Origin of the sequence: Dyadobacter sp. CY312, assembly GCF_021390535.1 — a bacterium.
GTDB lineage: Bacteria > Bacteroidota > Bacteroidia > Cytophagales > Spirosomataceae > Dyadobacter.
The window spans coordinates 39,796-65,636 of the sequence record NZ_JAJUXG010000005.1; the positions used below are offsets into that span (position 1 = coordinate 39,796).

General features: G+C 42.8%; 20 protein-coding genes and 1 pseudogene. 2 read left to right on the forward strand and 19 right to left on the reverse strand.

Translation table 11 applies throughout. From position 1 onward, the window contains the following. Positions 1–255 precede the first annotated feature (255 nt). A complete protein-coding gene (pruA, locus tag LZG71_RS07850; protein ID WP_233818765.1) occupies positions 256–1,884 on the reverse strand; it encodes an L-glutamate gamma-semialdehyde dehydrogenase in 1,629 nt (542 codons plus the stop codon). Between the two features lie 219 nt (positions 1,885–2,103). Here pruA and LZG71_RS07855 point away from each other — a divergent pair, with 219 nt between their 5' ends. Next, the gene (locus LZG71_RS07855; protein ID WP_233818767.1) at positions 2,104–3,303 is read left to right on the forward strand and encodes a proline dehydrogenase family protein; all 1,200 of its coding nucleotides are present in this window, start codon (positions 2,104–2,106) and stop codon (positions 3,301–3,303) included. 491 nt (positions 3,304–3,794) lie between these two features. After that, the gene (locus LZG71_RS07860; RefSeq protein WP_233818769.1) at positions 3,795–4,676 is read left to right on the forward strand and encodes an AraC family transcriptional regulator; all 882 of its coding nucleotides are present in this window, start codon (positions 3,795–3,797) and stop codon (positions 4,674–4,676) included. Between the two features lie 105 nt (positions 4,677–4,781). Here LZG71_RS07860 and LZG71_RS07865 read toward each other — a convergent pair whose 3' ends face one another. The 18 genes and pseudogenes from LZG71_RS07865 to LZG71_RS07955 form a co-directional block, all read right to left on the reverse strand. Then, positions 4,782–6,383, reverse strand: a complete 1,602-nt coding sequence (locus tag LZG71_RS07865; protein WP_233818770.1) for an amidohydrolase family protein — start codon at positions 6,381–6,383, stop codon at positions 4,782–4,784. Positions 6,384–6,458: 75 nt separating this feature from the next. After that, positions 6,459–8,000 carry a S10 family peptidase gene (locus LZG71_RS07870; protein ID WP_233818773.1) on the reverse strand — a complete coding sequence of 514 codons (1,542 nt, stop codon included), beginning with the start codon at positions 7,998–8,000 and terminating at the stop codon, positions 6,459–6,461. 55 nt (positions 8,001–8,055) lie between these two features. Continuing rightward, a complete protein-coding gene (locus LZG71_RS07875; RefSeq protein WP_233818775.1) occupies positions 8,056–9,543 on the reverse strand; it encodes a S10 family peptidase in 1,488 nt (495 codons plus the stop codon). A gap of 179 nt (positions 9,544–9,722) precedes the next feature. Continuing rightward, positions 9,723–11,108: a RagB/SusD family nutrient uptake outer membrane protein gene (locus LZG71_RS07880; protein WP_233818777.1), complete on the reverse strand. Its 1,386-nt coding sequence runs from the start codon at positions 11,106–11,108 to the stop codon at positions 9,723–9,725. An 11-nt stretch (positions 11,109–11,119) separates the two neighbouring features. Beyond that, positions 11,120–14,173: a TonB-dependent receptor gene (locus LZG71_RS07885; protein WP_233818779.1), complete on the reverse strand. Its 3,054-nt coding sequence runs from the start codon at positions 14,171–14,173 to the stop codon at positions 11,120–11,122. A gap of 976 nt (positions 14,174–15,149) precedes the next feature. After that, complete coding sequence (locus LZG71_RS07890; RefSeq protein WP_233818781.1) at positions 15,150–16,073, reverse strand: hypothetical protein; 924 nt, start codon at positions 16,071–16,073, stop codon at positions 15,150–15,152. 192 nt (positions 16,074–16,265) lie between these two features. Next, positions 16,266–17,279, reverse strand: a complete 1,014-nt coding sequence (locus tag LZG71_RS07895; RefSeq protein ID WP_233818783.1) for a cytochrome d ubiquinol oxidase subunit II — start codon at positions 17,277–17,279, stop codon at positions 16,266–16,268. 61 nt (positions 17,280–17,340) lie between these two features. Beyond that, positions 17,341–17,687, reverse strand: a pseudogene (locus LZG71_RS07905) (four helix bundle protein). A 147-nt stretch (positions 17,688–17,834) separates the two neighbouring features. After that, entirely contained in the window at positions 17,835–19,142 is a 1,308-nt protein-coding gene (locus tag LZG71_RS07910) for a cytochrome ubiquinol oxidase subunit I (protein WP_233819265.1), read from the reverse strand. A 240-nt stretch (positions 19,143–19,382) separates the two neighbouring features. Beyond that, positions 19,383–19,580 (reverse strand): CsbD family protein, encoded by a 198-nt coding sequence (locus tag LZG71_RS07915; RefSeq protein WP_233818788.1) that lies wholly within the window; start codon positions 19,578–19,580, stop codon positions 19,383–19,385. 314 nt (positions 19,581–19,894) lie between these two features. Next, positions 19,895–21,169, reverse strand: a complete 1,275-nt coding sequence (locus tag LZG71_RS07920; RefSeq protein ID WP_233818789.1) for an AGE family epimerase/isomerase — start codon at positions 21,167–21,169, stop codon at positions 19,895–19,897. Positions 21,170–21,268: 99 nt separating this feature from the next. Continuing rightward, positions 21,269–21,835, reverse strand: coding sequence for a YdeI family protein (locus tag LZG71_RS07925; protein ID WP_233818790.1), 567 nt, complete (start codon positions 21,833–21,835; stop codon positions 21,269–21,271). A gap of 87 nt (positions 21,836–21,922) precedes the next feature. Further along, complete coding sequence (locus LZG71_RS07930; RefSeq protein WP_233818791.1) at positions 21,923–22,489, reverse strand: dihydrofolate reductase family protein; 567 nt, start codon at positions 22,487–22,489, stop codon at positions 21,923–21,925. 98 nt (positions 22,490–22,587) lie between these two features. Further along, positions 22,588–23,133 carry a DUF7010 family protein gene (locus LZG71_RS07935; RefSeq protein WP_233818792.1) on the reverse strand — a complete coding sequence of 182 codons (546 nt, stop codon included), beginning with the start codon at positions 23,131–23,133 and terminating at the stop codon, positions 22,588–22,590. A gap of 191 nt (positions 23,134–23,324) precedes the next feature. After that, on the reverse strand, positions 23,325–24,398 hold the full coding sequence (locus LZG71_RS07940; RefSeq protein ID WP_233818794.1) for a PQQ-binding-like beta-propeller repeat protein: 1,074 nt from the start codon (positions 24,396–24,398) through the stop codon (positions 23,325–23,327). Between the two features lie 150 nt (positions 24,399–24,548). Next, positions 24,549–24,827 carry a CPCC family cysteine-rich protein gene (locus LZG71_RS07945; protein WP_233818795.1) on the reverse strand — a complete coding sequence of 93 codons (279 nt, stop codon included), beginning with the start codon at positions 24,825–24,827 and terminating at the stop codon, positions 24,549–24,551. Next, complete coding sequence (locus tag LZG71_RS07950; RefSeq protein WP_233818796.1) at positions 24,821–25,390, reverse strand: hypothetical protein; 570 nt, start codon at positions 25,388–25,390, stop codon at positions 24,821–24,823. The genes LZG71_RS07945 and LZG71_RS07950 overlap by 7 nt, the downstream gene beginning before the upstream one ends. A 225-nt stretch (positions 25,391–25,615) precedes the next feature. Beyond that, positions 25,616–25,702 (reverse strand): hypothetical protein, encoded by an 87-nt coding sequence (locus LZG71_RS07955; protein ID WP_233819267.1) that lies wholly within the window; start codon positions 25,700–25,702, stop codon positions 25,616–25,618. Positions 25,703–25,841 lie beyond the last annotated feature (139 nt).

Sequence of the window (25,841 nt, forward strand, 5' to 3'; positions counted from 1 at the left end):
TCCCGGAAGTTTTTATATTTATTAAAGTAAATCAGCCAATGTAGTTTGACCTATAAATTGAGCGTTGTCTTGCTGAGCGGAATTGAAGCATTTTGCCCTTCGACTCCGCTCAGGGTGACATTTGGCCTCTGAGGGCAACTTATTTTAACCGTCATTTTAAGCATGACACCACACTAGTGTCGTTTGACGTTTAGTTAACGGACATTTTACTTTTTACTTCTCACTTTTCACCCAAAATTTTCAACCAATAACAGCCTACAAATCTTCTTTCAAAAACGGGTAAACGTATTCTCTTGGCGGATCAAAAGTTTCTTTAATCGTCCGCGGAGATACCCACCGAAGCAAGTTCAGCATCGACCCCGACTTGTCATTCGTGCCTGATCCTCTTGCTCCGCCAAATGGCTGCTGGCCAACAACCGCGCCGGTTGGCTTGTCGTTGATATAGAAATTACCCGCTGCGTTACGAAGTTTGTTCAATGCAAGATCAATCGAAGCCCGATCCTGTGAAATCACTGCACCTGTCAAAGCGTAGATCGACGTGTTGTCAATCACATCAAGAATTTCCTCAAAATTATCGTATAGATAAACCGATAAAACGGGCCCGAAAATCTCTTCACGCATGGTGACGTAATAAGGATCGGTCACTTCTATAATGGTCGGATCAATAAAGTATCCGGAAGTTTTGTCATAAGTTCCACCGGCAATAATGGTCGCTTCCGGTGCATTTTTTGCATTGTCTATATAGGAAACAATGCGGTCGAAAGCCTTTTCAGAAATAACCGCATTCACGAAGTTGCCGAAATCTTCAACCGTTCCCACCTTCACTGTTTTCAGGTCGGCAAGCAGTTTTTCTTTTACAGCAGGCCAAAGTGATTTTGGAATGTAGGCGCGGGATGCTGCCGAACATTTTTGTCCCTGATACTCAAATGCACCACGTAGCAATGCCGTGCTTACCACGTGCGGTTCGGCTGTTTCGTGGGCAACCACAAAGTCCTTTCCACCCGTTTCTCCAACGATGCGCGGGTAGCTTTTATACTTGTGAATGTTGTTCCCGATGTTTTTCCAGATGGTCTGGAAAACAGCCGTAGAGCCGGTAAAGTGCAATCCTGCAAATTCTGCATGATTGAAAATAATGTCTCCCGCTTTTGGTCCGTCCACATTGATGAGGTTGATCACACCCGCTGGCAAACCCGCTTTCTGGAAAACTTCCATGATAACAGCTGCTGCGAATACCTGATTTTCGGATGGTTTCCAAACGATCACATTACCCATCATGGCAGCCGACGCCGGCAGGTTCCCTGCGATGGCAGTAAAGTTGAATGGCGTGAGCGCATACACAAATCCTTCCAGTGGGCGGTAGTCGGTACGGTTCCAGATTCCTTTACCTGATACCGGTTGCTGCTTGTAAATTTCCGACATGAAAGTCACGTTGTAACGCAGAAAATCAATCATTTCACATGCCGCATCTATCTCCGCCTGATAGGCATTTTTGGACTGACCAAGCATGGTTGCCGCATTGATTTTATAGCGGTATGGGCCGGCAAACAAATCAGCGGCTTTTAAAAATATGGCTGCTCTGTTTTCCCAGGTCATGTTTTCCCAGGCTGGTTTGGCAGCAAGGGCTGCGTCTATAGCCGCGGTAACATGGCTTTCGTCGCCTTCGTGATAGTATCCAAGAATGTGCTGATGCTCATGTGGCGGCCTGATCTCCATTTTCTTCCCAGTCCTGATTTCGTCCTTTCCTATAAACATAGGAATGTCCGCCACGGTTGATTTTGCTTCTTTAATTGCAGCTTTTAGTTTGAACCTTTCGGCACTTTGTGGTGCATAATCCAGAACGGGTTCGTTCTGTAATGCAGGCACATTGAAAAATCCGTTTGCCATAGCCAGATCGTTTTTAAGTTTGTATTAATGTATAAACCATTTTCACATGATATTGTTCCATCCGATCGGACATTGGAATAATCATATCCTTTCCAAAGGTAAAACAGCATGCCTTATCAGGTTTAATCTCAAATTATCCATATATAAGCAGAAATTGCCAAAATATAAATCCAAAGATTTCGTCCTTTATTTTTGAGGTAAATCACGATATAGCTATTCATGAATAAAATATTTGAAGACTCGGAACATGCATTTGCATATAAAACAAACTGGGAGCTGCGTAAAGCATACTGGTTGTTTAAAATGATGAAATTCAATTGGTTAATATCGGTTGGGACAGGTTTTATTTTGACTGCAATCAAGTGGCGGCTCCCCGTATTGGGTTTGCTGAAGGATACATTATACAGCCAGTTTGTAGGTGGAGAAACACTGGAGAAAGCTACACCGGTTGTGAAGAAACTTGCGGACTACGAAGTAGATGTGATACTGGATTACGGTGCGGAAGCCAAGGAGGGAGAAGCCAATTTCGATCTTGCGAAACAGGAATTTATCAAGGCGATAAACTACGCGGCCAGCCAGAAAAGTATTCCTTTTATCAGTCTGAAAATAACGGCACTTGCAAGATTTGAATTGCTGGAAAAAATCAATCCGCACGTGTCAATAACACCAGCTTCGATCTCGGTGGATACATCGGTGCTCACGGCAGAAGAAAACCAGGAATGGCAAAGGGTGATAGACCGGACTTTTGCGATATGTGAAGCTGCAATGACCCGCAATTTGGGTGTGCTGATTGATGCTGAGGAATCGTGGATACAGGATACAGTGGATGCTTTGGTAATGCTTGCTATGAAAAGTTACAACAAAAAGCATGTGGCGGTTTACAATACCATTCAGTTATACAGGCACGATAAACTTGAATTTTTGAAACTGAGTGATGAAGTAGCAAAACAGCAATCCTTTTTATTGGGGGTAAAGCTGGTTCGTGGAGCGTATATGGAAAAGGAACGTGCAAGAGCAGAGGCCACCAATACACCATCTCCGATACAACCTGATAAGACTGCTACCGATAACGATTTTAACAAAGCTGTTGAATTTTGTCTTTCCAAAAACGAAGGTATAGCTGTGGTAGTGGCAACACATAATGAGCACAGCAACATGCTGGCCATGGATATTTTGGCAAAACAGAATAACAAATACAACCACACATTCTTTTCGCAGTTATATGGAATGAGCGACAACATTACCTTCAATCTTGCCCGCAATGGATATAGTGTAAGCAAATATCTACCGTATGGTTCAGTCGCCGATGTGATTCCATATTTATTGCGGCGTGCGCAGGAAAACAGCTCGGTGGCAGGACAAACGGGACGGGAGTTGTTTTTGCTTGGAAAGGAAATGGAAAGGCGGGGATTGCTCTGAGTTTAAAGACGGTTATTTGTATGGTAGTAATTTTAAAAAGTCCCGTTTGCGCATTGCAACGGGATTTTTTGTGATAAGAAATGAGCCATCCGACACTCAAAAAAATCTAATACTCCGCAGCACTTAACATCAAATAGTGACCTGCATACAAATGGAGATGCCTGATTTACAGGGTGCTGGAAAGATTGGATAATATTTAATTATTATTAGTGATTATTAAACAAATATTAATCTGCCTGTTTCATTTGAACAAAAAAAATGATAATATTGGTAAAGGCTATAAAACACACCTGTAACGGGAAAGTTGTAGAGAAAGTGCTCTATTGCGCTCGTATGGAGATATTTGAAGTTATTTTCAGTTTCTGATTAAATAATATGATTATCTGAATATTTATATTTTTTGTGTGTGGTTATTGAGGTAGGTTATTCCGGTTTTATTGAAATTTGTTTTTATTGATACTAATATTTGTAACCTTTTCAACTAGTCTGTTATGAAAGTACTACAGTTTACTCCACCTGTTCCAAAAGAAGATGCCGTAGTAGTAGAGGAGGATATGTTGCCTCACTTTTATAATTTTCTGCACCGGCACAAAGAATTGCAGGTTACCCTGATTATCAAGGGAGAAGGAACGCTCATTGCCGGTAATTATTCGCAAGCGTTTAAGTCTGGCGACGTGTATGTGATAGGAGCGAACCAGCCACATATTTTCAAGTCGGATCCTGCTTATTTTGATAATCTGGATAAGGAGAATGCGCATGCAATTCACATTTTTTTCGATTTGGAACGTATTCCTGAGGCATTTTTTAATTTGCCAGAATTGCTTTCAATAAGGAAATTTATAGATTCCTGCACCACTGGGTTGCAGCTTCCTGAGGAACACGGCAAACATATTGGTGATGCGATCAGGAAAATAACAAGCAAAACAAATCTGGAACGTTTGCTGTCGCTTCTGGAAATTTTTCAGTATTTCTCCAAAGATGTGGTAGGCTGGAAATCGCTTTCGACTGGCTTTTCAAATTATCCTTTTTCAGAGTCGGAAGGCAACCGCATGAATGACATTTTTCAATACACCCTCGAAAATTATGCAGAAAATATTACACTGAACAAGATTGCTTCCATTGCCCACATTACCCCGCATGCCTTTTGTAAGTACTTCAAACAGCATACGCGTAAAACGTACAATAACTTCCTGAACGAAGTGCGGATCAATGAGGCATGTAAGAAGATTATCAGCGGGAATTATGATGGGATTTCAACGATTGCCTACAAAACGGGATTTAATAGTGCCATCAATTTTAACAGGGTTTTCAAGAAAACAACAGGCATGTCGCCAAGCGATTATAAACGCGAATTTCGCCACAAAACAGCGTGAGCGATAGAAACCTAGTTTGCGTATATTAATAATCGTTCATAAAACATCCCGGTATGATCTAAGTCATATCGGGATGTTTTCTTTTTTATCGGGATGTAACTATTCTTACTTCTGAGGCTCAACACCAGGTTGTGTAATTTTAAATCCGGCAGCAGCTTTGTCTTCTTCTACCAGTTTCTTTACATCAGCCAGCAATTTTTTAGCATCGTAAATAATCCCGTCTTTAATGGTGTATTTCACGCCGCCAACCCTGGTTATTTTATTTTCTTTGGTGAGTTTAATAGCTCCCGTTCCGTACAATACTTGTAAATTTTTAAGTGGATTTTCTTCTATCAGAACAAAGTCAGCGAGCTTGCCAACTTCTACACTTCCCAGCTCTTTATCCAAACCCAGCGATTCAGCTCCGTTCAGTGTTGCCGACTTAATTACTTCAAGCGGATGGAACCCAGCTTCTCTCAGCAGTTCAAGTTCACGTACAAAAGCGAAACCGTATAATTCATAAATAAAACCTGCATCTGTACCGGTTGTTACCCTGCCGCCCCGGTTTTTATATTCATTGATAAAAGCCATCCAAAGACGGTAGTTTTCTTTCCATTGGATTTCCTGTTCCGTTCCCCAGGAGTGCCAGTACGATCCATGCGAGTTCCAGCTTGGTGCATAAAAGTTCCAGACCTGCGGCATGGTGTAATCTTCGTGCCATTCTGCTCTCCTGGCCCGCATCAGATCCCGGTTCGCTTCGTAAATGTTGAGAGTAGGGGAAAGGGTGAAGTCCAACGCAAGCAGCTCGTTCATCACTTTGTTCCAGCGATCAGAAAATGGTGGTGCAGCCTGTTTCCATAACGTTCCGGCCTCGCCAAATCGATCCTGTTCGTTGGTGTAGTTGTAATCCAGGGAGTAATTCTGGACCGTTCTGTCGGTGAAAAGTGCTTCGGGAAGTCCGTACCAATGTTCCATGGAGTTGAGTCCGGCTTTGGCGCTATGCATCACATTCCAGCGCCCTACATCCGTTTGCGAGTGGTGCATCATGGAGCGGAGTCCCAGTTTTTTGTTTTCATCCAACGCTGCCGTCATAATTTCAGGCGCCGCACCGAAAAATTTAATACCGTCGGAACCGGCCTTGGCGTTATTGCGAACCCATTGTCTGGCTTGTTCCGGTGTTGCAATAGGCTCGGTGCTGCCTAATCCAAAGCGGGAATAGGCTTTTATTCTTGGCGCAGTAATTAAATTTTTGCTGCTTTTTTCCTTTTGATCCAATGTCCATTCGAGACCGTTCATGCTGCCCGGTTCCGCAATGGTGGTAACGCCGTGCGCCATCCAGAGCTTGAAAACATATTCCGCATGTGCACCTTTGGAACCTCCGCCTATATGTGCGTGGGTATCCACGAATCCGGGCATGATGTACATCCCTTCCGCCTGTAATTCTTTGCCGCCGGCTTTCAGCGCAGGGCGTCTTTTAGGGTCAATCGGCAATGCCGTGGTACCAACTGTGGTAATGCTTACGATCCTGTTTTTCTCAACAACAATATCAATCGGTCCGATGGGAGGGGCGAGTGTACTGTTAATGAGGATGGCGCCACGAATGATTAGCTGGCTGTAAGGACCTTCCCCTTCCTTGATCTCAGGTGCTTTTTTGGTTGCCTGTCCCATCGCATTGACCTGCAAAAACAATCCCAGAGCCAAAGCTGTCCATTGGTAAATCTTGCGCATAGGAAATTGGTTTAAATGTTAAAAATGAGTTAACAGCGCTTTCAATTTGCACTGTTAACCCATCCGTTTTTACAATTAATATTTAGCCGGCTGACCCGGTTTTGGAGTAGCTTTTTTGATAAAATCGCGAAGGTCATTGTTCGCCGAAACCAGATCTTCCTGGCGCAGGTACATCATGTGTCCGCTGCGGTAGCCTTTCCAGTCCATTCTTGTTTTCAGCTTACCGCTTGGATCCATCTGCCACATGTTGTTTTGCGCATTGAAATAATCACAGGCACCGTCGTAGTAGCCCGATTGTACCAGCAAGTGCAGATAAGGATTCTGAGCCATGGCCTGGCGCAGGTTCTCACCTGTTTTATCAGTATCCTCGCCCGTTCTGGACCAGGGATGAACCGGACCAAACATGAAGTATTTCAGGTCGGTTTTATAGTTAAGCACCTCACGGAAATAGTAGTTGATCGGCGGGGTGAACGAGTGCAGCCAGGAAGTTAGCTCAGCAGCGTAATCCGGTTTTTCGCCCGCTTCTTCTTTGTCAATCCCAAGATACCGGGAATCAAGACGGCCAACGGTGTATCCTTTGTCGCGCAATAATTCTTTCCAGAAAAAAGATGGCGGGATCATCAGATTATGCTCCATCACTACTTTTTCCGATAAGCCTGAATAGCGGGCCACTTTTGCAGCCATTGCTTTTCTTTTTGCAGGATCAAGTGCACCGCCCATTGCTAGGGCCGGAATCAATTCGTTTGTTGTAAACTGCTCCACTTCCGGCAGCATTTGAACAAGATCTTTCTGTTGCAGATCGGAAGCCAGCACCTTGTGATGCCATGCCGTGGCTGCATAATAAGGCAGCATATTTGCCGAACCGACCGGTCCTTTCCGGTCGATACCCAGGTTGGTTGGAGATACCAGCACAACACCATTCAGATACATCCAGTTGGCATTCTGCAATTCAAGCGCAAGACCTGAAACGCGGTTTGTTCCATAACTTTCACCGATCAGGTATTTGGGGGATAACCAGCGGTTTTGGCGACTAACGAAGGTATTCAGCCAGTCGGCCAGATACTTGATATCCGCATTAACACCAAAGAATTTCGACTTCGCAACATCCTTGTTCGCCATACGAGAATAGCCAGTGTTAACCGGATCAATGTAAATGATGTCGGCGATGTCCAGAATCGAATTGGGGTTTTCCTTCACTGTATACGGTTGTAGAGGATAACCTTCGCTGTCAACGTTCAACAGTTTTGGGCCTGTGTATGCCAAATGCATCCATACAGAAGCAGTTCCGGGACCGCCGTTGAAAGAGATCACCAATGGACGGGTTTTTCGGTCCTTGATGTCGGAGCGCTCGTAGTAGGTATAGAAAACACCCGCTATCGCTTTTCCACCGTCGTCCCAAACGGGTTGTGTGCCAACTGTCACAGAATAAGGTATTTTGACGCCTTTGATCGTAACGGTATGATTCAGCGTGGTTGTAGAATCGAGCTGGAGTTTAACGGGCTTAGGTTCGCCCGTAACTTTTGCTTCGGGTTTTGGGGCAGGAGCGACCGGTTTCTGGGCAGCCAGCGGGCTCATTGCCGCTACGGCTAACATTGCCAGTACAAGTATTTGCTTCATGATATTTTCGATAAAAGTGAATGACAGATTTTAAGATTCCCGGTTTCAGGGACAATTAGTACTTGGCTGGCTGATCTGGTTTTGGAATCGTTTTTTTGATAAACACCCGTATGTCCTCGTTGGATGTTACCAGATCTTCTGTCCGTAAATACATCATGTGTCCGCTGCGGTAACCTTTCCAGTCGAAGCGGTTTTGTAGTTTTCCGCTCGGATCCATCTGCCACATGTTATACTTCGCGTTGAAATAATCGCAGGCTCCGTCGTAGTAACCCGACTGCGTCAATACATGCAGATAAGGATTTTGAGAAACCGCCTGGCGCAGGTTTTCTCCTGTCAAATCAGTGTTGGCACCTTCTCTGTCCCAGGGGCGTGTTTGTCCAGCCACGAAATATTTCAGGTCTGTTTTGTAACCCAATACTTCGCGCAGATAATAATTGATCGCTGGCGTAAAAGAGTGCTGCCATGAAGTATTTTCTGCTGAATAATCCGGTTTTTCGCCCGCTGTTTCCTTGTCAATTCCCAGGTAACGTGAGTCCAGTCTTCCGATGTTGTATCCTTTGTCGCGAAGCAGTTCTTTCCAGAAGAAAGGCGCGGGTACCATAAGATTGTGTTCCAGTATCACTTTTTCGGATATACCTGCATATTTGGACATTTTTGCAGCTATTGCTTTCTTCTTGTCTGGTTCCAGAAAACCGCCCTTGGTAATGGCAGGGAGTAGTTCGTTTATTGTAAATTGTTCAACTTCGGGCAGCATGGCCGTCAGATCTTTGTTCTGAAGGTCGGGTGCGAGTACCTTGTGGTGCCATGCAGTGGCTGCAAAATAGGGAAGAAGGTTGGCTGCTGCCACCTGACCACCACGGTCGAGACCAAGCGAGGTAGGCGACACCAACACAACTCCATTCAAATACATCCAGTGAGAATTTTGCAGTTCGAGCGCAAGCCCGGAAACCCTTGTTGTTCCGTAGCTTTCTCCAACCAGGTATTTAGGTGCAGTCCATTTGTTTTTTCTGGTCACGAAATTGTTGATCCATTCTGCCAGATATTTAATGTCAGCATTCACTCCAAAGAATTTCGATTTCGGAATTGAATCGTTTGCCGCTCTGGAAAAACCGGTATTGACCGGCTCAACATATACGATATCAGCTACATCCAGAATCGAATTCGGATTGTCCTGAATTCCATAAGGCTGCACAGGGTAACCTTCATCGTCAATCAGCAGACGTTTTGGACCTGTGTAGCCAAGGTGCATCCAGCAGGAAGCTGCACCAGGCCCGCCATTAAACGATACAACCAAAGGCCGCGTTTCCCGGTTGGGGACATCGGTACGTTCGTAGTATACATAAAAAAGACTCGCTATTGCTTTGCCGTTTTCATCCCAGACAGGCTGGTTTCCGGCTGTTGCGGTATAGGCCACTTTCTGGCCTTTGATAGTGACCTGATCTTTGGTGACAACGTCGGCGTCGAATTTGATTGTCCTGTTCTGAGCCGACGCAGTATGAATTGCTATCGTGCAGAAAAGACAAATGGTTAAGAGTTGTTTCATACGGCTTTTATTTAAATGTGAAATTGTTAGCAGGTTTTATTTGGTTGGAAAAAAATGTAAGTTTTATTTAATCAGGATTAAGATTCATTTACTAAGATTGAATACGACAGGCAAAGAATTACAACTGACGTTCAAATGTGTCCGGCTAAAAGCTAATGACTTAAAGCTGCGAGCTTACACTACCTGTAAGCCTCATTTTGAACCAGTTTGGTATTTGTTCTCATTTCCGCAGAAGGAATGGGCAAAACCTGCTTTCCTGCAATCTTGATTGAGTAAGAAGGCAAGCTTCCTTTTGATCTCACGATATTTGAAAAAACAGTTAGCGCCAGACCTCTGCGAATCACATCGAACCAGCGGTGCCCTTCACCAACAAATTCAAGTTTGCGTTCCTGCAAAATGGCAGCAATCAGCGCATCTTTGGTCGCTGCGGTCGATGCCGCTACACCTGCTCTTGCTCTCACGATATTGAGATCCGCGGCGGCTCCTGTCAGATTGTTGAGCTCCGCTCTTGCTTCGGCACGGATCAGATATTGCTCCGATCTTCTCAAAATCTGAATGTTATCTGCATTTTGGGCCGTATTCCATTTGGTTGTATAAAAGGTATTCGTCGTCGTGTTTTTTGCAGTCAGTTTTCCTCTCAAATCAGCAGGATCAGCAATCATTTCGGCATAAGTTGCATCGTGTAATGCTGTGCCTCCACGTCCGCTCAGGTTGGATGGATAATACCAGTTTCTCAAACCTGCTCCATCCGTTGCATTAAACTGTAGTTCGAACAACGATTCGGCTGTATTTTTGCTTCTGAATGCTGTTTCAAAAGCTACACTTAATGGCAGATTGGCAATGGCTTCCGTGGCAAATTGTTCTGCTTTGTCCCACTGTCTGTTGTACAGGTAGTAGCGGGCAAGCAGGGCGCGGGCAGCTGGTTTGGTGGCTTTGGCCTTACTCAAATCTGTCGAAGCTCGGGTTTCCGGTAGTTTGGCTATGGCTTCAATCAGATCTTTTTCAACCTGATCGTAGGTTTCACGTAATGTATTTCGCGGAACAAAATCTTCATCAGTTACACCTACGGACGGAGTAAGCTTAATTACCACGCCTTCGGTTCCATACACATTGGGGATTCCACCGAAGAAACGCGCAAGGTCAAAATAGGAGAGAGCGCGCACGAAATGAGCCTGCCCCATCAGATCGTCTTTATTTAGCTGCGCAACAGTCATTGCCGGTACGTTGGCGATAATACTGTTTGAAATGTCGACGCAGCGATAAAGGGAGGTATATAAATCGTCAATTTCGGAATTGTCAGCACTGAAATTGAACTCATCAGCCGCATTAAGTGCGTCCCAGGTGTCAATTTGCTGCGACATATCGGAAGCCACGTCACTCAGGATCTGAACCCGCCACATGTATACCGTTTGGAGATTATTGTACATCCCGTTCACCACGCCCTCTGCATTATTCAGGCTGGTGAAAGCCTGATTGCTGCTGATCTGGGATAATGGTTCTATATCCAATACGTTACAAGCCGAAACCGAAGTAACTATGAGTATTGCTGTTATGAGCTTTTTCATGATGTTTTCAGTTAAAAAGTTAAGTTAATTCCACCCATCCAAATGCGTGGCTGAGGCATTACACCCTGGTCAATTCCCTGAATGGTCTCCGACGGACTTACTGATACCTCCGGATCAAGTCCGGTATATTTGGTGAATGTCAGTACATTCTGGCCAGATACATACAGTCTCGCGCTTCCAATTCCTATTTTGGAGGTCAGGGATTTTGGAATAGCATAACCGAGCGAAATGTTTTTCAGACGCAGGTAAGAGGCATCTTCAATATGGCGTGATGGACGGAAATTGGTGTCGTAGTTTCTGCGTGCTAAACGGGGAATATCCGTTTTGTCGCCTGGTTGCTGCCAGCGGTCGAGCTGCTGCGCGCTGTAACCTGTGGTACGCTCACCACCGTGCTCAAAGAAATACCGGTTGTAGTTAAATACATGATTGCCATAACTGTATTGCAAAAATGCCATCAGGTCAAACCCTTTGTAATTGAAGGTGTTGGTAAGTCCTCCCTGGAAGTCTGGCCAGGCACTTTTGCCGATCATGAAACGGTCGGTGTTTACATTGAAAACTTCGTCCGATCCTGTATTCCAGATGATGTCTCCGGTTTGCTCGTTTACGCCCAGCTGTTCGTGCACATAAAAGGAGAATAGCGGGTAACCTTCTTCAATCCTGACATATTCGCGGGAGAACATGGTAATGGGTGCAGCCAGTTTCTTCACAAGGTTTTTGTTCCGGGAAATGTTGAATGCAATATCCCAGGTGAAAGATTCGGTGCGAACCGGTGAAGCATTTATTCCAAGTTCAAAACCCTTATTTTCCATTTCTCCATAGTTTTGGAGCAAAGTACTGTATCCGGTGGAACGCGGCGTGGGCACTTCAAGAAGCATGTCTTTGGTTTGCTTGTTGTAATAGTCGAAGGTAACATTCAGTTTGTCCTGGAACAACCCGATGTCAATTCCCAAATCCAGCTGTGCTGTTGTTTCCCATTTCAAATCGGGGTTAGCGAGTTGTATCGGATTAAAGCCCGGGTAGTCGGCGTATGCGGCTGCACCACCGGCACCAGGCGTTATGCCACCACCGCCACGTAATCCGCCCCTCTGTCCACCCCATAAGCCGAGTGAAGCAAAGTTGCCTATACCACCCTGATTCCCCGTCACACCATAACTGGCTCTCAGTTTCAGCTCAGAAATAACCTTTACATCTTTCATGAAATTTTCTTCCGAAACAGCCCAGCCCACAGATGCGGACGGGAACATACCCCAGCGGTGATTGGCTCCAAAACGGGAAGAACCGTCGTAGCGAATGTTACCGGTGAAAAGGTATTTTTTAGAAAAATCGTAATTCACGCGACCGAAGAAAGATGCAATTCCCCAGGCAGTTTCGTCGGCTGTTGAATTTTTGACAGCAGCTGCCGCAATGGTTTTAAAGCTGTTACTCGGAAAACCACTACCTGTTGCAGAGGTAGAATTGCTCGTGTTTTTTTGCAATGTGTTACCAACCAGAATATTGAAATTGTGCTTTCCAGCTAATCTTGTTTGGTAAGTAAGCACGTTTTCGTTGATCCAGTTGAAATCTCTCACCACACTGTTTGTTGCCGTTCCGCCGACACCCGCTCCCGCGGTGAGGTTGGTATTGGAATACTGATTTTCTGTAATGTAGTTATTGTCAATGCTCCAATTGGTTCTGAACACCAGACCGTTTGCCAGTTTCCAGTCGCCATACACGTTTCCGATGATGCGGTCGGTATTCATGAGATATTCGGTCTCATTCACAATCGCTACAGGACTTTCCCAAACCGGGCGGTTGTAGGTTCCGTCAGCATTATAAACAGGAATGTTGCTTGGGTAAAAATAGGCGTTGGCGAGAGCAGAGTTGATATTGTTTCCGTTCTGAATCCGGTTGCGTTTGCTGGTAGAATAAAATATGCTTGTTCCTAATTTGATGGCATCCGAAGCTGAAAAATCAAGATTGGTACGGAATGTCTTGCGATCAAACAGAGTAGGTTTCATGATACCTTCCTGCTTGAAGGTGTTTCCCGAAACCAAATATTTAATTTTTTCAGTACCACCAGAAACCGATGCGTCGATATTGTATAGGGCGCCGCGCTGCATAATCGGATCGATCCAGTTGGTGTTGATCGCAGCATCAGGATTGGCGTATGCCGGCTTGTAGGCAGCTCCTGATGGATTCACAGCTGTTATAGACCCGTATGTGTCAATCCAGTTATTGGCAGAAGCTTCGTTTTGAAGTCTTTCAAATGTTGGACCGTCCACGCGGAGGTCATTCGGATCCTTCCAGGCTTTGGAGGTACCCACGTACGAAGAAATGGAAACCGTCGGTTTGCCCGATTTCCCCCTCTTGGTTGTGATCAGAATTACACCGTTTGCAGCTCTTGCACCATAAATCGCCGTTGCAGAGGCATCTTTAAGGATTTCCATTGATTCAATATCGGAAGGGTTCAGGTCGGCAAGCGGGTTACTGGGTTGTCCAAAGGTGGTTCTTGCCAGGTTTTGAGATACAATAGGTACACCGTCAATCACATATAAAGGTTCTGAACTTGCATTAATAGACGTTGCCCCGCGGACACGCACCATGATGCTGCTCCCAGGCTCGCCGGAACCGGCGCTCACCTGCACACCCGGGCTACGTCCCTGTAAGAGCTGGTCGGGGCTCGGGCTCGGAATATTCTTGATCTGCTCGGCAGAAACTGTTGATATGGCGCCTGTAACGGTTCTGCGATTTTGCTCGCCGTAACCAACCACAACGAGTTCCTGTAATGCTTTGGCTTCGGCTACAAGCACAATCTTGTAGTTGCTCTGCGAAGTGACGGGTATTTCTTGCGTGGTGTACCCTATGAAGGAGGCAACAATTTTTGATGCCGGAGGTACATCTACTTTAAACTTTCCGTCGGCATCGGTTTGTGTGCCGGATGAGGTTCCCGCAACGCGGATTGTCACCCCCGGCATCGGCAAGTTATCCTCCTTTGCCACAACCACACCGGAGATAGAAACGGACTGTGCTTTTACAGCTCCGGCTGTAAGCAACAGTAACAGCAACCATGGTAATTTAGCTCTCATACGTCATCTGATTTTCGTTTACTTTGGGATAAAGTAAGTGAAAAGAAATATGACAATCTGCTCTGTTACAGGGCTGTGTAACCTTCTTGCTAATATCGTTTTAAGATGCGATAATTTTGGTAAAAATAGGTTAATATTTGTGTGGTTTAATTCTGTCAATTTTAAAAATTGTAAAATTAAATTCTGAGTGTTGTTGACTATTAAGTTTAATGTGAGTGTTTGTGAGAAATTGTATTATAAATATTTTGTTTTGATTTTAAGGCTATTTTGAAGGTGAGTTATTAAACTTTCCGGGGATTGGAAGGTTGCACCGATTTCTGAATCATCAAAAAATGCCGGAAAGGCAGGGCGCAATTTTGATGTACTCAGAGTAGAGTAATTTAGTACTAAATATGGAGTATATCGGTTTATAATCTGCTTATGAAACCGGACATACCTGAGGTGGATGATACATCTTAATTTCAGAGAATAGCTCAGATATAGCTGGATTTTGAATGAGCCACAAAAGCAACAAAGGTTCACAAAGTCCTTCTGGGTTCTTTGTTGCTTTTGTGCTGTAAATGAACCGAAAACAGTTTTGTAGAATGATTATAATGAACCACAAAACAACAAAAATTCACAAAGTCCTTTTGGGTTCTTTGTTTTTTGGGTGTAAATGAACCGAAAACAGTTTTGGTAGCATGATTATAATGAACCACAAAACAACAAAAATTCACAAAGCCCTTTTGAGTTCTTTGTTGCTTTTGTTGTGTAAATGAACCGAAAACGGCTTTGTAGAATGATTTTAATGAACCACAAAAGCAACAAAAGTTAACAAAGTCCTGCTGGGTTTTTTGTTTCTTTTGTAGTGTAAATGAACCGAAATCGGTTTTGTAGAATGATTTTAATGACCACAAAAGCAACAAAAGTTAACAAAGTCCTTCTGGGTTCTTTGTGGTTAAATTACTGGTTGCTAACTTCATTAGTAGCAAAGAAATTATTTTTTCTTGGAAGAAAACGGAGGTTGAATGTAGAGTTCAATGGTGGCAGCGAGGCCGGAAGTTCTAACGGGTACAAGCCCGGCTGGTAAACGATTGCTGAGGTTAGCACGGTAGCCTCCAAACACTTCCACGCCCACAAATCTGTTGATTACGCGGTTATACGTAATACCAGTATCTACATCTATCAGGCGAAAACGCCCGGGGACATTATCTGTACCGTAGGTAAAATAGCTTTTGGTAACAGCTTCACTTTTAAAATACAGGATGTCGGATGGGGAGAGATTTTGGCGCCAGGCCACCTTTTTCGGTAGCGCAATTTCAATTCCCGACTTGCCTGAAAGGTTGTTGTGGTTGAAAACAAAAACAGGAAGAACGGTAAATCTTTCGTTTTTGCTGACCATAAATCCAAGACCAATTTCCTGCCGTTCGGACTTCTTCATCATCAGTACCGAAGTAAATGCAAAATTAAAGGGAATGCTTTTCAGCGGTGTTTCTGTCAGGTTTCCGCTTTTGCTGATGTTGGATGCCACAACAAGGTAGGAAACGGGATCAAGCTTGAAAAATGATTTCATATCAAGCCCGACGGTTCGCAAATTCCAATCCGACATTCCTGTCATCGGATTGTCGCCTGTGTGTTTCAATTCCAGTTGTTCGGTGCGATAGCTTGGTCCAAGTACGATGGCCACATTAGGTTTGTGAATGACCGGAATCCAGGCACGAACGTGTAAATCTTCCTGCGTGTATCTCTTTTTAGGACCGTTTTCTGAGCGGTAATATTTACCGGGCGATTGCGTGTGTTTGATCGTGATCCACTTGGATGGCCCCATTCCAGTGAGTCCCGGTTTCAATGCCTGTCCTTTGCAAGGCTTCATGAAAAGCGCAGAGCAGCACAAAAGCGACAACAGGAAACGGAAGTCCATTGAAATAGGATAAAACCTTATTGTAAATACTTAACGAGGGTAAAAACGCTGAGAACTTCGGTAACGAATGGTGAATTTACATAAAATAACGGTACATCCTGATGGTCAAGTCAACACCTTCTCTGATTCAATAAGTTCCGTGAAGTAAAAATCGCAGGATTCGCGGGTAGTTACACATAGAAAATGTCTAAATTAATGTATTGCACCTTCCTTCTTCTGAAAACTATAGATCAGGTAAAACAATGCCGGAAGGATAAAAATGCTACCTAAAAGCAAAGCCATGCCGAGTGTATAAATGGTTTTTTCATGCCCGCTGTGTTCCATGAGAGATAGGTAACCACCGTTTTTCAGGATCACAATATTAGGAAAGTGTTTGTATGTGGTTGTAAGCAGGATCATCGTCACCTGAAAGCCGGCGAGGGGGCGGAGCAGTGCGATTTTACCCTGATACAATAAATACCACATCAGAATTAAGGACGCGGTGGCAGAGAAAATAGCGATCCTTCCCACCCAGTTTCCGAAAACCCAATCCAGAAGGGGTATATTTTCAGCGAAAGAGGCGACAAAAACGAGGATACCGCACAGAACGGCAGCAATATTGAAGAACTGAGCCTTGTGCGCGAAGCGGAGACGGTCATTTTCATTGTCTGCTTCGCCAATGAGGTACACCGACGCGAGAAAGCCACAGATAGATACCGTGAAAAGCCCGACTGCCACTGCAAACCAGTGAAGCCAGCTGAAAATATATGCGTCCAAAAATGATGTTGCGCCGGGATCAATGTGGCCGGAAACCGCACTGCCCGCAATAATACCCAGGAAAAGAGGGGTTACAAAACTTGACCAGGCGAAGATAGGATTGTAGAGATTCTGCATGTCGTCTACCACTGCATCATAATGCCTGAATGTGAAAGCGGTCCCTCTTGCTATAATTCCCAACAGCATGATCGTGAGCGGTATGTGCAAGTTCACCGACATGGTGGTGTAAATCACCGGGAAACCAACAAAAAGAATAACGATCGCAATGATGAGCCACATGTGATTGGCTTCCCAAATGGGTCCTATGGCTGAATAGAGCGTTTTTCTGGTTACACTTTTATTCTTTTTGGACGTAAAAAGCTCAATAATTCCCGCACCAAAATCGGCGCCTCCAAGCAGGAGGTAAAGCAGAATGGAAACCCAGAGAAATGTGATGACAACGTAGAGCACTTTTTTAATTATTAATGGTTAAATATAAATTGTCAATGATGGGTTTTGACCTTTTAACAATCTACTTTTTAGTTGATTTTAATATGGCGGTGAGTAGTTTGATAATTTCTACGGCGTCTTTATTCAGGCTTTCAAACTGGGGTTCAGATAAGTATCCTGTGTGACTCATTAGTTCTAGCCAATAAATGGTTTCATTAATCTCTTTTGTGCGATAGAAAGTTTGTGTCTGAAATCAGCTCTCGATTCGGCATGTTCCGCCTCTCTGACCATTGCTCCAACACTTGTTCCGCTCCGTAATAATTGTTTAGATAGTATAAATTCTTTTTTGCTCTCAATCAGATGTTGATAGGACTTGACAATCCTGATTGCAAATGCAAAGCTTTTGTCTTTAACAATGTTCTGGTTCATAATGCATAATTATTAGTTGATGAAGAAATTGAAAATACTCCTGATAATAAATGACAGTAATTAGCTGTTTCATTCAGAAACTTTAAGATAGAATATTTACAGCACAAGTAACTAACCATTAACAACTAACCATTAACAATTACAAGATCAATTGTCATAGAGTTGGCCGACCATCTTTATCTGTCTGTATAGCATAAAAACCACAATGATTGCCAGTGAAAAATATACAGCGCTGAAAATGTAGAAGGAATATACGATGCCGGGCATAGGCGTTACTGCATCCGCGGTACGCATGATTCCGTTGATGATCCAGGGTTGGCGGCCTACTTCTGTTACTGTCCATCCGGCTTCTACGGCAATGAACCCAAGCGGTGTTGCCGCTACAAACATTTTGAGGAGCCAGCTACTGTTTAGCCATCGTTTTTTCTTCCACAAAGCAATGAAATAGATCACCGCGACAAGCATCATGAGCATTCCCATTCCCACCATAATCTGGAAAGCATAGTGCGTAATGGCAACCGGCGGATGATTCTCTTCCGGAATTTTGTCAAGCCCGGTTACTTCTGATTTGAAATCTCCATGTGCCAGAAAACTCAGAAATCCGGGCAGTTTTATGGCGTAGTCGACGGTTTTGGTTTCTTCGTTTGGTATTCCTCCCAGGATCAGTGAGGCGGACTCTTCTGTGTGAAAATGAGCCTCCATTGCAGCAAGTTTTGCAGGTTGCCTTTTCGCAACATCCTTAGCTGAAATGTCACCGCTCAATGGTTGCAGTATTGCAGCAACGCAAGCGAAAATGGCGGCAATGGTGAAAGACTTGGTATGGAATTCAATATTTTGTTTTTTCAGGATCATTAAGGCATGAACTCCGGCCACAGCAAAACCCGTAGCCACAAAAGCTGCCACCGTCATGTGCAAAGCTTGCGAAAACCAGGCGTCATTAAACATCGCCGCAATAGGGTCGACATTCAGATATTTTCCATCGACAAAATCGAAGCCTGCCGGGCTATTCATCCACGCATTGGCGGCGACCACCAAAATCCCGGAAGCAAGCCCACTCACGCCAACGATCACGCCCGTAAACCAATGGAACCATTTGTTGAACCGGTCCCAGCCATAAAGATAAAATCCCAGGGCAATGGCTTCAATAAAGAATGCAGTCCCCTCCAGCGAAAACGGCATGCCGAAGATTGGACCGGCGTGTTTCATAAATTCGGGCCAGAGCAGACCCAGCTCAAAGGATAGAACCGTGCCCGAAACGGCACCTGTGGCAAAGAAAATCGCCACGCCTTTACTCCAAGCTTTGGTTACGTTCTTATATACAAGTTGGTTGGTACGCAAATAATAAAAGTGAGAAACGGCCATAAAGAATGGCATGACCATTCCGATGCAGGAGAAAATGATGTGAAAGCCCAAAGAAAGGGCCATCTGAGAACGGGCAGCTATAAAATCATCCATGGGAAGCGTTATTTCATAAGTCATTCCGGCAATCGTAAAATCCCGGTGGAAAGTACATATACCGTGGCTCAAAACTAGTCAAGACTTGTCATAAGAACCATTTTTGAGGTTAATTAAGTCGGTTTTTTGATGATATTTTTCGGATAGTCCTCGTCTATCCTTTCATATTTCTATTTAACAAAAAAGTGCCTTTGAAGCACGAGGCTCCAAAGGCACTTTGATGAAGAGATTTACGAAATGTTATTTCGACCAGCTGCTTACTTCATCTTCTACTTCCTGACGGGTTTTACCCAATTTCTTTTGAAGTTTTCCAAGAAGTTCGTCTTCTTTTCCGTCTTCGTATAGCAAATCATCGTCAGTCAAATCTGCATATTGTTGTTTGAATTTACCTTTCAATTCGTTCCAGTTACCTTTTACTTGTTGTGTGAAAGCACTCATGACTATTGGTTTTTAGAGTTTAAAAAATGGCTGGTAAAACAGCCTTTTCAACAACTATACTTAAACAAACCGTACCAATAGTCTGGCGCTGCCAGGTGCCGATGATGTATATTCTTGAAATAATTACTTTAATTGATTGATATACAATTATTAATGTTGGCTCTGTAAGCAGTTGAACCTGCTTGCCGCTGACATGGAAAAGCTTTGCAGTGAGCATTTTATTCCCGGAATTGTCTAAAATTATTCCTGATAACAGGCTTAATGCTTTTACGCAAAGGGACAAAGTTGTGCGAAGGTCGCAAAGAAAAAACTGGCTACTTTTGCTCAGTTATCAACTTGTCTAGCCTGATAATGCCTTGAACCATCGAGCGAACAGAATGGTAGTTCACTTTCCAGGAATGGCTCATGTGTTTCCAAATCGGATCTCCCTGGCGTGTAAGCAGCGGCAGCCATTCGCCCACATCGTGTTTAATCATTTTGTCAAATACAAACCGGTGCGTAGCATCATAAGCTTTCAGATACTTTTCGTCTCCATAAACTCGGTAAGCATCCAACATGCCTATAATCACCTCAGCCTGCTGCCAGAATTCCTTCTCACGATCGTATACATCGCCTTTATGCGAACCTTCCACATACACACCACCGAATTCCCAGTCAATTCCGTTTTCTACGGCGTGGTTGTATGATTTCAGAATCTGACTTTCATATTCGGAATAAGGAATGCCGGCAATATCCAGAGCGTGCATCAACAACCAGGCAAATTCAACATTGTGGCCATAACTGGTATTGTCTTCGGCCGAACTTTTAAACCCATCCTCCGAGAAACGATCCCAGCCCCAGATGATATCAAATTTGATTTGCGGTGCCACCGTCCAGTCTGCCCAGAACTGAGGGATACCGGTCCCGTACACCGGATGCATGATCTTGTTGACCAAAAGCTCTATCATTTCCATCAGCTTACGGCGATGCACCTGCTTTCCGCTGGCTTCGTAGAGCGTCGTAAAAGCTTCCATCAAGTGCATGTGTGCGTCCAGCGTTTTGCGATCACCACCTGCCGGACCGCTTCCTTTTAGATCCCAATCGCGATGGAACATCTCGAAGTAACCGCCATAATGCGTATCTGCCCCATGTTTTTGCAGGAGATCAAAAACCTTTTCAGCATACTCCAATCCCCGTTGATCACCGGTTGCCAAAGTGTATTCGGAAAGACTGTAAATGGCAAAACTGAGGCCGTAAACTATTTTTTCATCAATCTTTACATTGCCTTTTCGATCCATGAGCCAATAAAATCCGCCGTATTCTTCGTCCCACATTTTATTAATGAGGAAATCAACACCATGGCTCGCGATTTTTGCATAACGCCCTTCTCCATATCCGGCGCGATGCGCCGCCGAAAAAGTGTAAACGGTTCTTGTTTGTGCAATCAGGGATTTTTCATCTTCACCGGAATCATTACCGGAATGATCAAAATGCGTGATAAATCCGCCGTTTTCCTGGTCTATGCAGCGGTTTTCCCAAAAGGGCAGGAGTTCTGTTGTTAAATGGTTGTGAGCTTCGTCACGGTAATTTTTTAGCTGGTCGAGGTTCATTTCAGGAATGATAGATTAAGAATAAGATTGTGTTTCCTTGTACTGATTAAAGTACTTTTAGGACTATTCCTAATCAGTTTTCAATTTCCCATTTCAGCATCAGTAGTATTTTTCCATTCCTGCACTTGCTCTTACAAGTTTGTTCTGAGCGCAACTCTCTATGAATGAAATCAATCGTTTTTCGAACAATATTGTATCTTCCCGGGCCGTCTCAATGGATGAGATCCGCATCCTTTTGTATGGTTCTGAAAATGACTGAAAGTTTTTCCATGCAAGCTCATTGGTTTTTATTGCTGTCATAATATCATCCGGATAAATGAATGGTGCATCTGCGACAGCCCGAAGCGCCGATTCATACCTGGGATGAACCAGATTTTGATCCAGTATCAGGCGGATGCGTTCAATGTTGAGCTGGGAAAAGTTGCCCTTCGTTTTTCTTGGGCTCATTCGCTGTGCGGTATGATGCTCGTCCAGGGTTTTTAGCGTGCTGTCAATCCAGTTGAAACACAATGCTTCCTCGATGATATCGTTGTAATCCATTGGCTTTTCCTTCTTGGGAATAGCTACCCATACCTCCTTTGCGGTTTCAAAATGAGCGGCCAGCCAGTTACGCCATTCCTGTCGAGACTTCGGGTGCACTACTTCGGTAATTGTGATTGCAGCCATTTTATTATGTTGATTTTGAGATGATTACCGATCGTAAATAACAGTACTTTAAAACCTTAAAATGTTTCTGAATCAGAATGATATTTGTTAACCTTCTTTTTTTAATTCATAACGAAGAACCGTAACGCCACATTCGTAGGGCGTAGCACTGATCAAAGTAAGTTTCTGTTCCTTGGTAAGCAGATCAAAAATCCTTAATCCTTTATGGATCATAACTGGATTTACAAAGAGATAAAGCTCGTCAATATATCCCCCTGCGATTAGAGAAGAAACAAAACCAGCACCTCCGTAAACCAGAATATCTTTGCCGATTTGATTTTTCATTTCCAAAATTTCGTCAGTCAAATTCCCTTTTGCAAGCGATGTGTTTTTACCGAATGGTTTTTTGAGAGTCTTGGTAAAAATGATCTTTGGAATATTTACCATTTTCTGAGCAAAGGGAAATCTTACGTTCTCAGGTTCGAACGATTCGAAGTGAGGAATGAAATCTTCTGCCATTTTTCTTCCCAATAGCAATGTGTCGGAGCTGTCGGGTAATTCATTAATGAGCTGCCAAAGTTGTTCGTCCGAACTTACAGTCCAATCAAGTTGTCCATCTGTTCTAGCAACAAATCCATCAACAGATATTTGTACTTGGAGTTTTAGTTTTCTCATGGTTTTCCGTTCGATGAAATGAAGGTTCGGGTATTCTGACAAAGGTATAAATGCCTGATAATGTATTGTCAAGCAGGCTTATGACTATGTAAAAACGTTTAGTTTTCCTTTCGAAATGAGAAAAACATAAAAATGCCAAATGAAATTTCAATGAGCGAACCAGTTAGCAAAGAACCAAAGGATGCCACTTGCAAGAAGAACAACAAATATGCAGCAAAGCCTAATATACCTCCCAAAATCCAATATAGTTTGGTACCATAAATGGAAGCAAACGTGAGATATCTTCCACCAATAATGAGCAGCATACCCTGAAAAAACCACTGAGTATGTTGCAAGGAAAGGCCCAAAGCAATTGGCATACACATGAGCATGAAAACTGTGCCCTCCATTGCCAGATTCGCAAGTGGATTTCCTTTGGTGTGAGCATCCTTCAATCCAAGCACCTTGCTCACCAACATACTGATAGGATGGATAAACATGCCTCCTATCAAAAGGGACCAAACTGCCTGTTTAGCAGAAAATTGATAGCAGATAATTGCTGAGATAAGCCAAACAACCCCGGATACGATGATTCCAACCGAACCATTCGTATAACCTTTACGCATATCTGTTTGGGCTTGGTCAAAAGTAGTAGTCTTGTTCATTGGCGTGTTTGAGTAATTTGGAGCAATTGTTGAGCTATTGTTAGCTGACCGCTAACGTTTCGGGGCTTTGCGATGGTGGGGCAATCGAATCGGACCGCCGATGCGGCACAAATCTTCAATTTTGTACAAAAGTTGAACCGAAGAACTACCGTTGAACTTTGCAGTTTCGCCCCACTATTGCAAAACCCTTGTTATGTGATGTTATTTTTATTCATTATTATGAAAATTTCATTCGGGCTATATGTTATTATAATTTTTTCTTTGTACACACATATTTCAGCCCCTTTCCAAAGTCTGTACTCAAATCTTTTGTCAAAATTATATTTTGTTGAACAAATTTCCTTTTCAATAATTCCGTCTCTTTTATTTATGATTCCAATAAAATATTGTCCGTTTTTATTTTTCAAAAGTCCTATGATACTTTTATCATTTAGGTTTTTTAAATCTTGTATATGATACTCTTGTGTCCACAATTTTTTACCATTTTTAATAGTGATTGCCGACAGTCTATAAACTTGTAAAATCTCGACAATAAAAAAAAGTTGGTTGTCTTCATCAAGAAGTTGTTTAGGTTCTGCTCCAACTTGTTTGTTTGTTCGCCATAAAGTCTCATTAGTTGTCAAATCAAAACAACTTGCATAAGAAGCATAAGAATTTGATAGCATTAAGTTATTTGTAAAGATTGGCGTACTTGCAATTGCCCAACCACCAGAATATTTGAATTCATTTTCAATTTCAAGCGTATCAATATTTACTTCAATAATTTTTGAATTTGAAGTAGATACAAAAAGTCTATTATTATGCTTTACTACTTTGCTGTCTAGCCATTTAACTCTGTATTTTTTCGATTTTATTGTTTTTCCATTTTCACAATTTATTACTTTTATCTCTTTGTCATTGCACAAATAAATCAAATCGTCTATTATATTTATATTGGTTATCCATAATTTATACTTTATCTGCCATACAATACTTCCGTCATTTTTGTTAAGTGCAATAATATAATTATTTGTAGTAATGTAATATTTGTTCTTGTGTAAAATAGGTTTTGAAGTAACATAGTCTCCTTCGTCTTTTAAAGAACAGTTCCATTTGACAATTTTTGTTTCAATATTTATAAGCCTTATTTCTGAGTATTTGCAAATATGTTCAGATAAATCTGGTTCAGTAAATCTTAGACATACAAAAACATCCCCATTGTCGAGAATGGGAAAAGAAGGGTAACAAAATCCTTCGTCTATAACTATTTTTTCAGACGTTGTCATTTTATAATATCACATAACGTTTTGCAGCTTGGCGAAGTGGCGGAAATCGAAGCACAAATGTTCAATTTTGCACAAAAGTTCAATCGAAGAAATACTGTTGAATTCAGCACTAAACCCGCCATTTTGCCAAACTGCTGTTATGTACCGTTTTTATAATTCGAATGGTTTCCAATTTTCGTCTCGTTCTTCGTCCTTGGTTGGCTGTCTTACATTCCTAATCATTTCTTTTTCACAGGCACCAAACTCAATGAAATTCTTTTGTCCTTGTCTAAGTGAAACGTGGTTTGCTCCACTTTCATAATTCGGGTTGTCAAATTGAATTGGGTCGTCTTCCCAAAAACAAACTTCACATATATCGTAATGCCCGTTTGGCTGTTCAGCGAATGTCTTATAGCCACAACAAGGACAAGCAAATTTTTCTGTTACCATACTTTACACCAAGGTTTTTTGTTTGAAAATGTACAGTAACTTCCACCTGTCAAAGTTTTTGTGTCAAGGTCATACTTAAACTCAACCCATTCATCTGCATCGTGCATTGGATTAAATGCAAGTCCATATACCAAATTATTTTCAACTTTAATTTCAGCCAATCCGTCCCACGAAATTCTTTCTGTGTCCCAATGTGTTCCGTCAGGCTCAATAATTGTCAGGTCGATTTGGTCTTGCAAAACAAGTCTGCCTTTGCTTGCCTTAAAAATGTCTGAATAGCCAACTCCAAAAACTTCAATGGGCTTTGTGTCGTTTGGGTTCATTAAATAACAAGTTCCACAAGCAACTATTAACAAGTTTTGAGTTTTTTTAAATTCAATAATTTGCTTTAAGTCTGTGCAACCTGGTTGAAAGTTGGCAACCCATTCTGTTCCGTCAGACTTATAAAAACGAACAGGAAAACCTTCGAAATAAAATGGCTCTCCATTGTCTGTTACAGGAACATACATTGGTCCGTAAGTCGGCAAAGAGTTTAATATTTCGTATCGTTTTTCTGTCGTCATTTTGTTTTGTGTAGGGTGGTCCTAAAATGGTGCATAACTTGTTTATAGACGCAACTTGTGGGCGCCTTTGCAAGATTATCAATTTGAGACTGATATTCCAAATACAATGCATTGTCTTTTTTAAATGACTTATTTTCAGTGTGTTGATGTCGTTTAATGTAAGTTTTTGCCTCTCAAATAATACAAAATACGCAACTAGTTTACTCCATGGTATCAATCGAAAATTTAATTTTTTAAAATCATCAGCTTGCTTACATGGGCATACTGCATGGTGGTTTTTATGTCGTTATGCCCAAGTAGCTCCTGTATCAATTTTATGTCCCCCTCTTTCGTGTAAGTGTCTGACCAGTAGCGTAACTGTGCCTCAGGCTATGAAAAGTAACTTGCACGAACAACGCCCACACATTTTGTTGTGTTAGTCCTACAATTGTAAATCCAACAATCTTGTCTT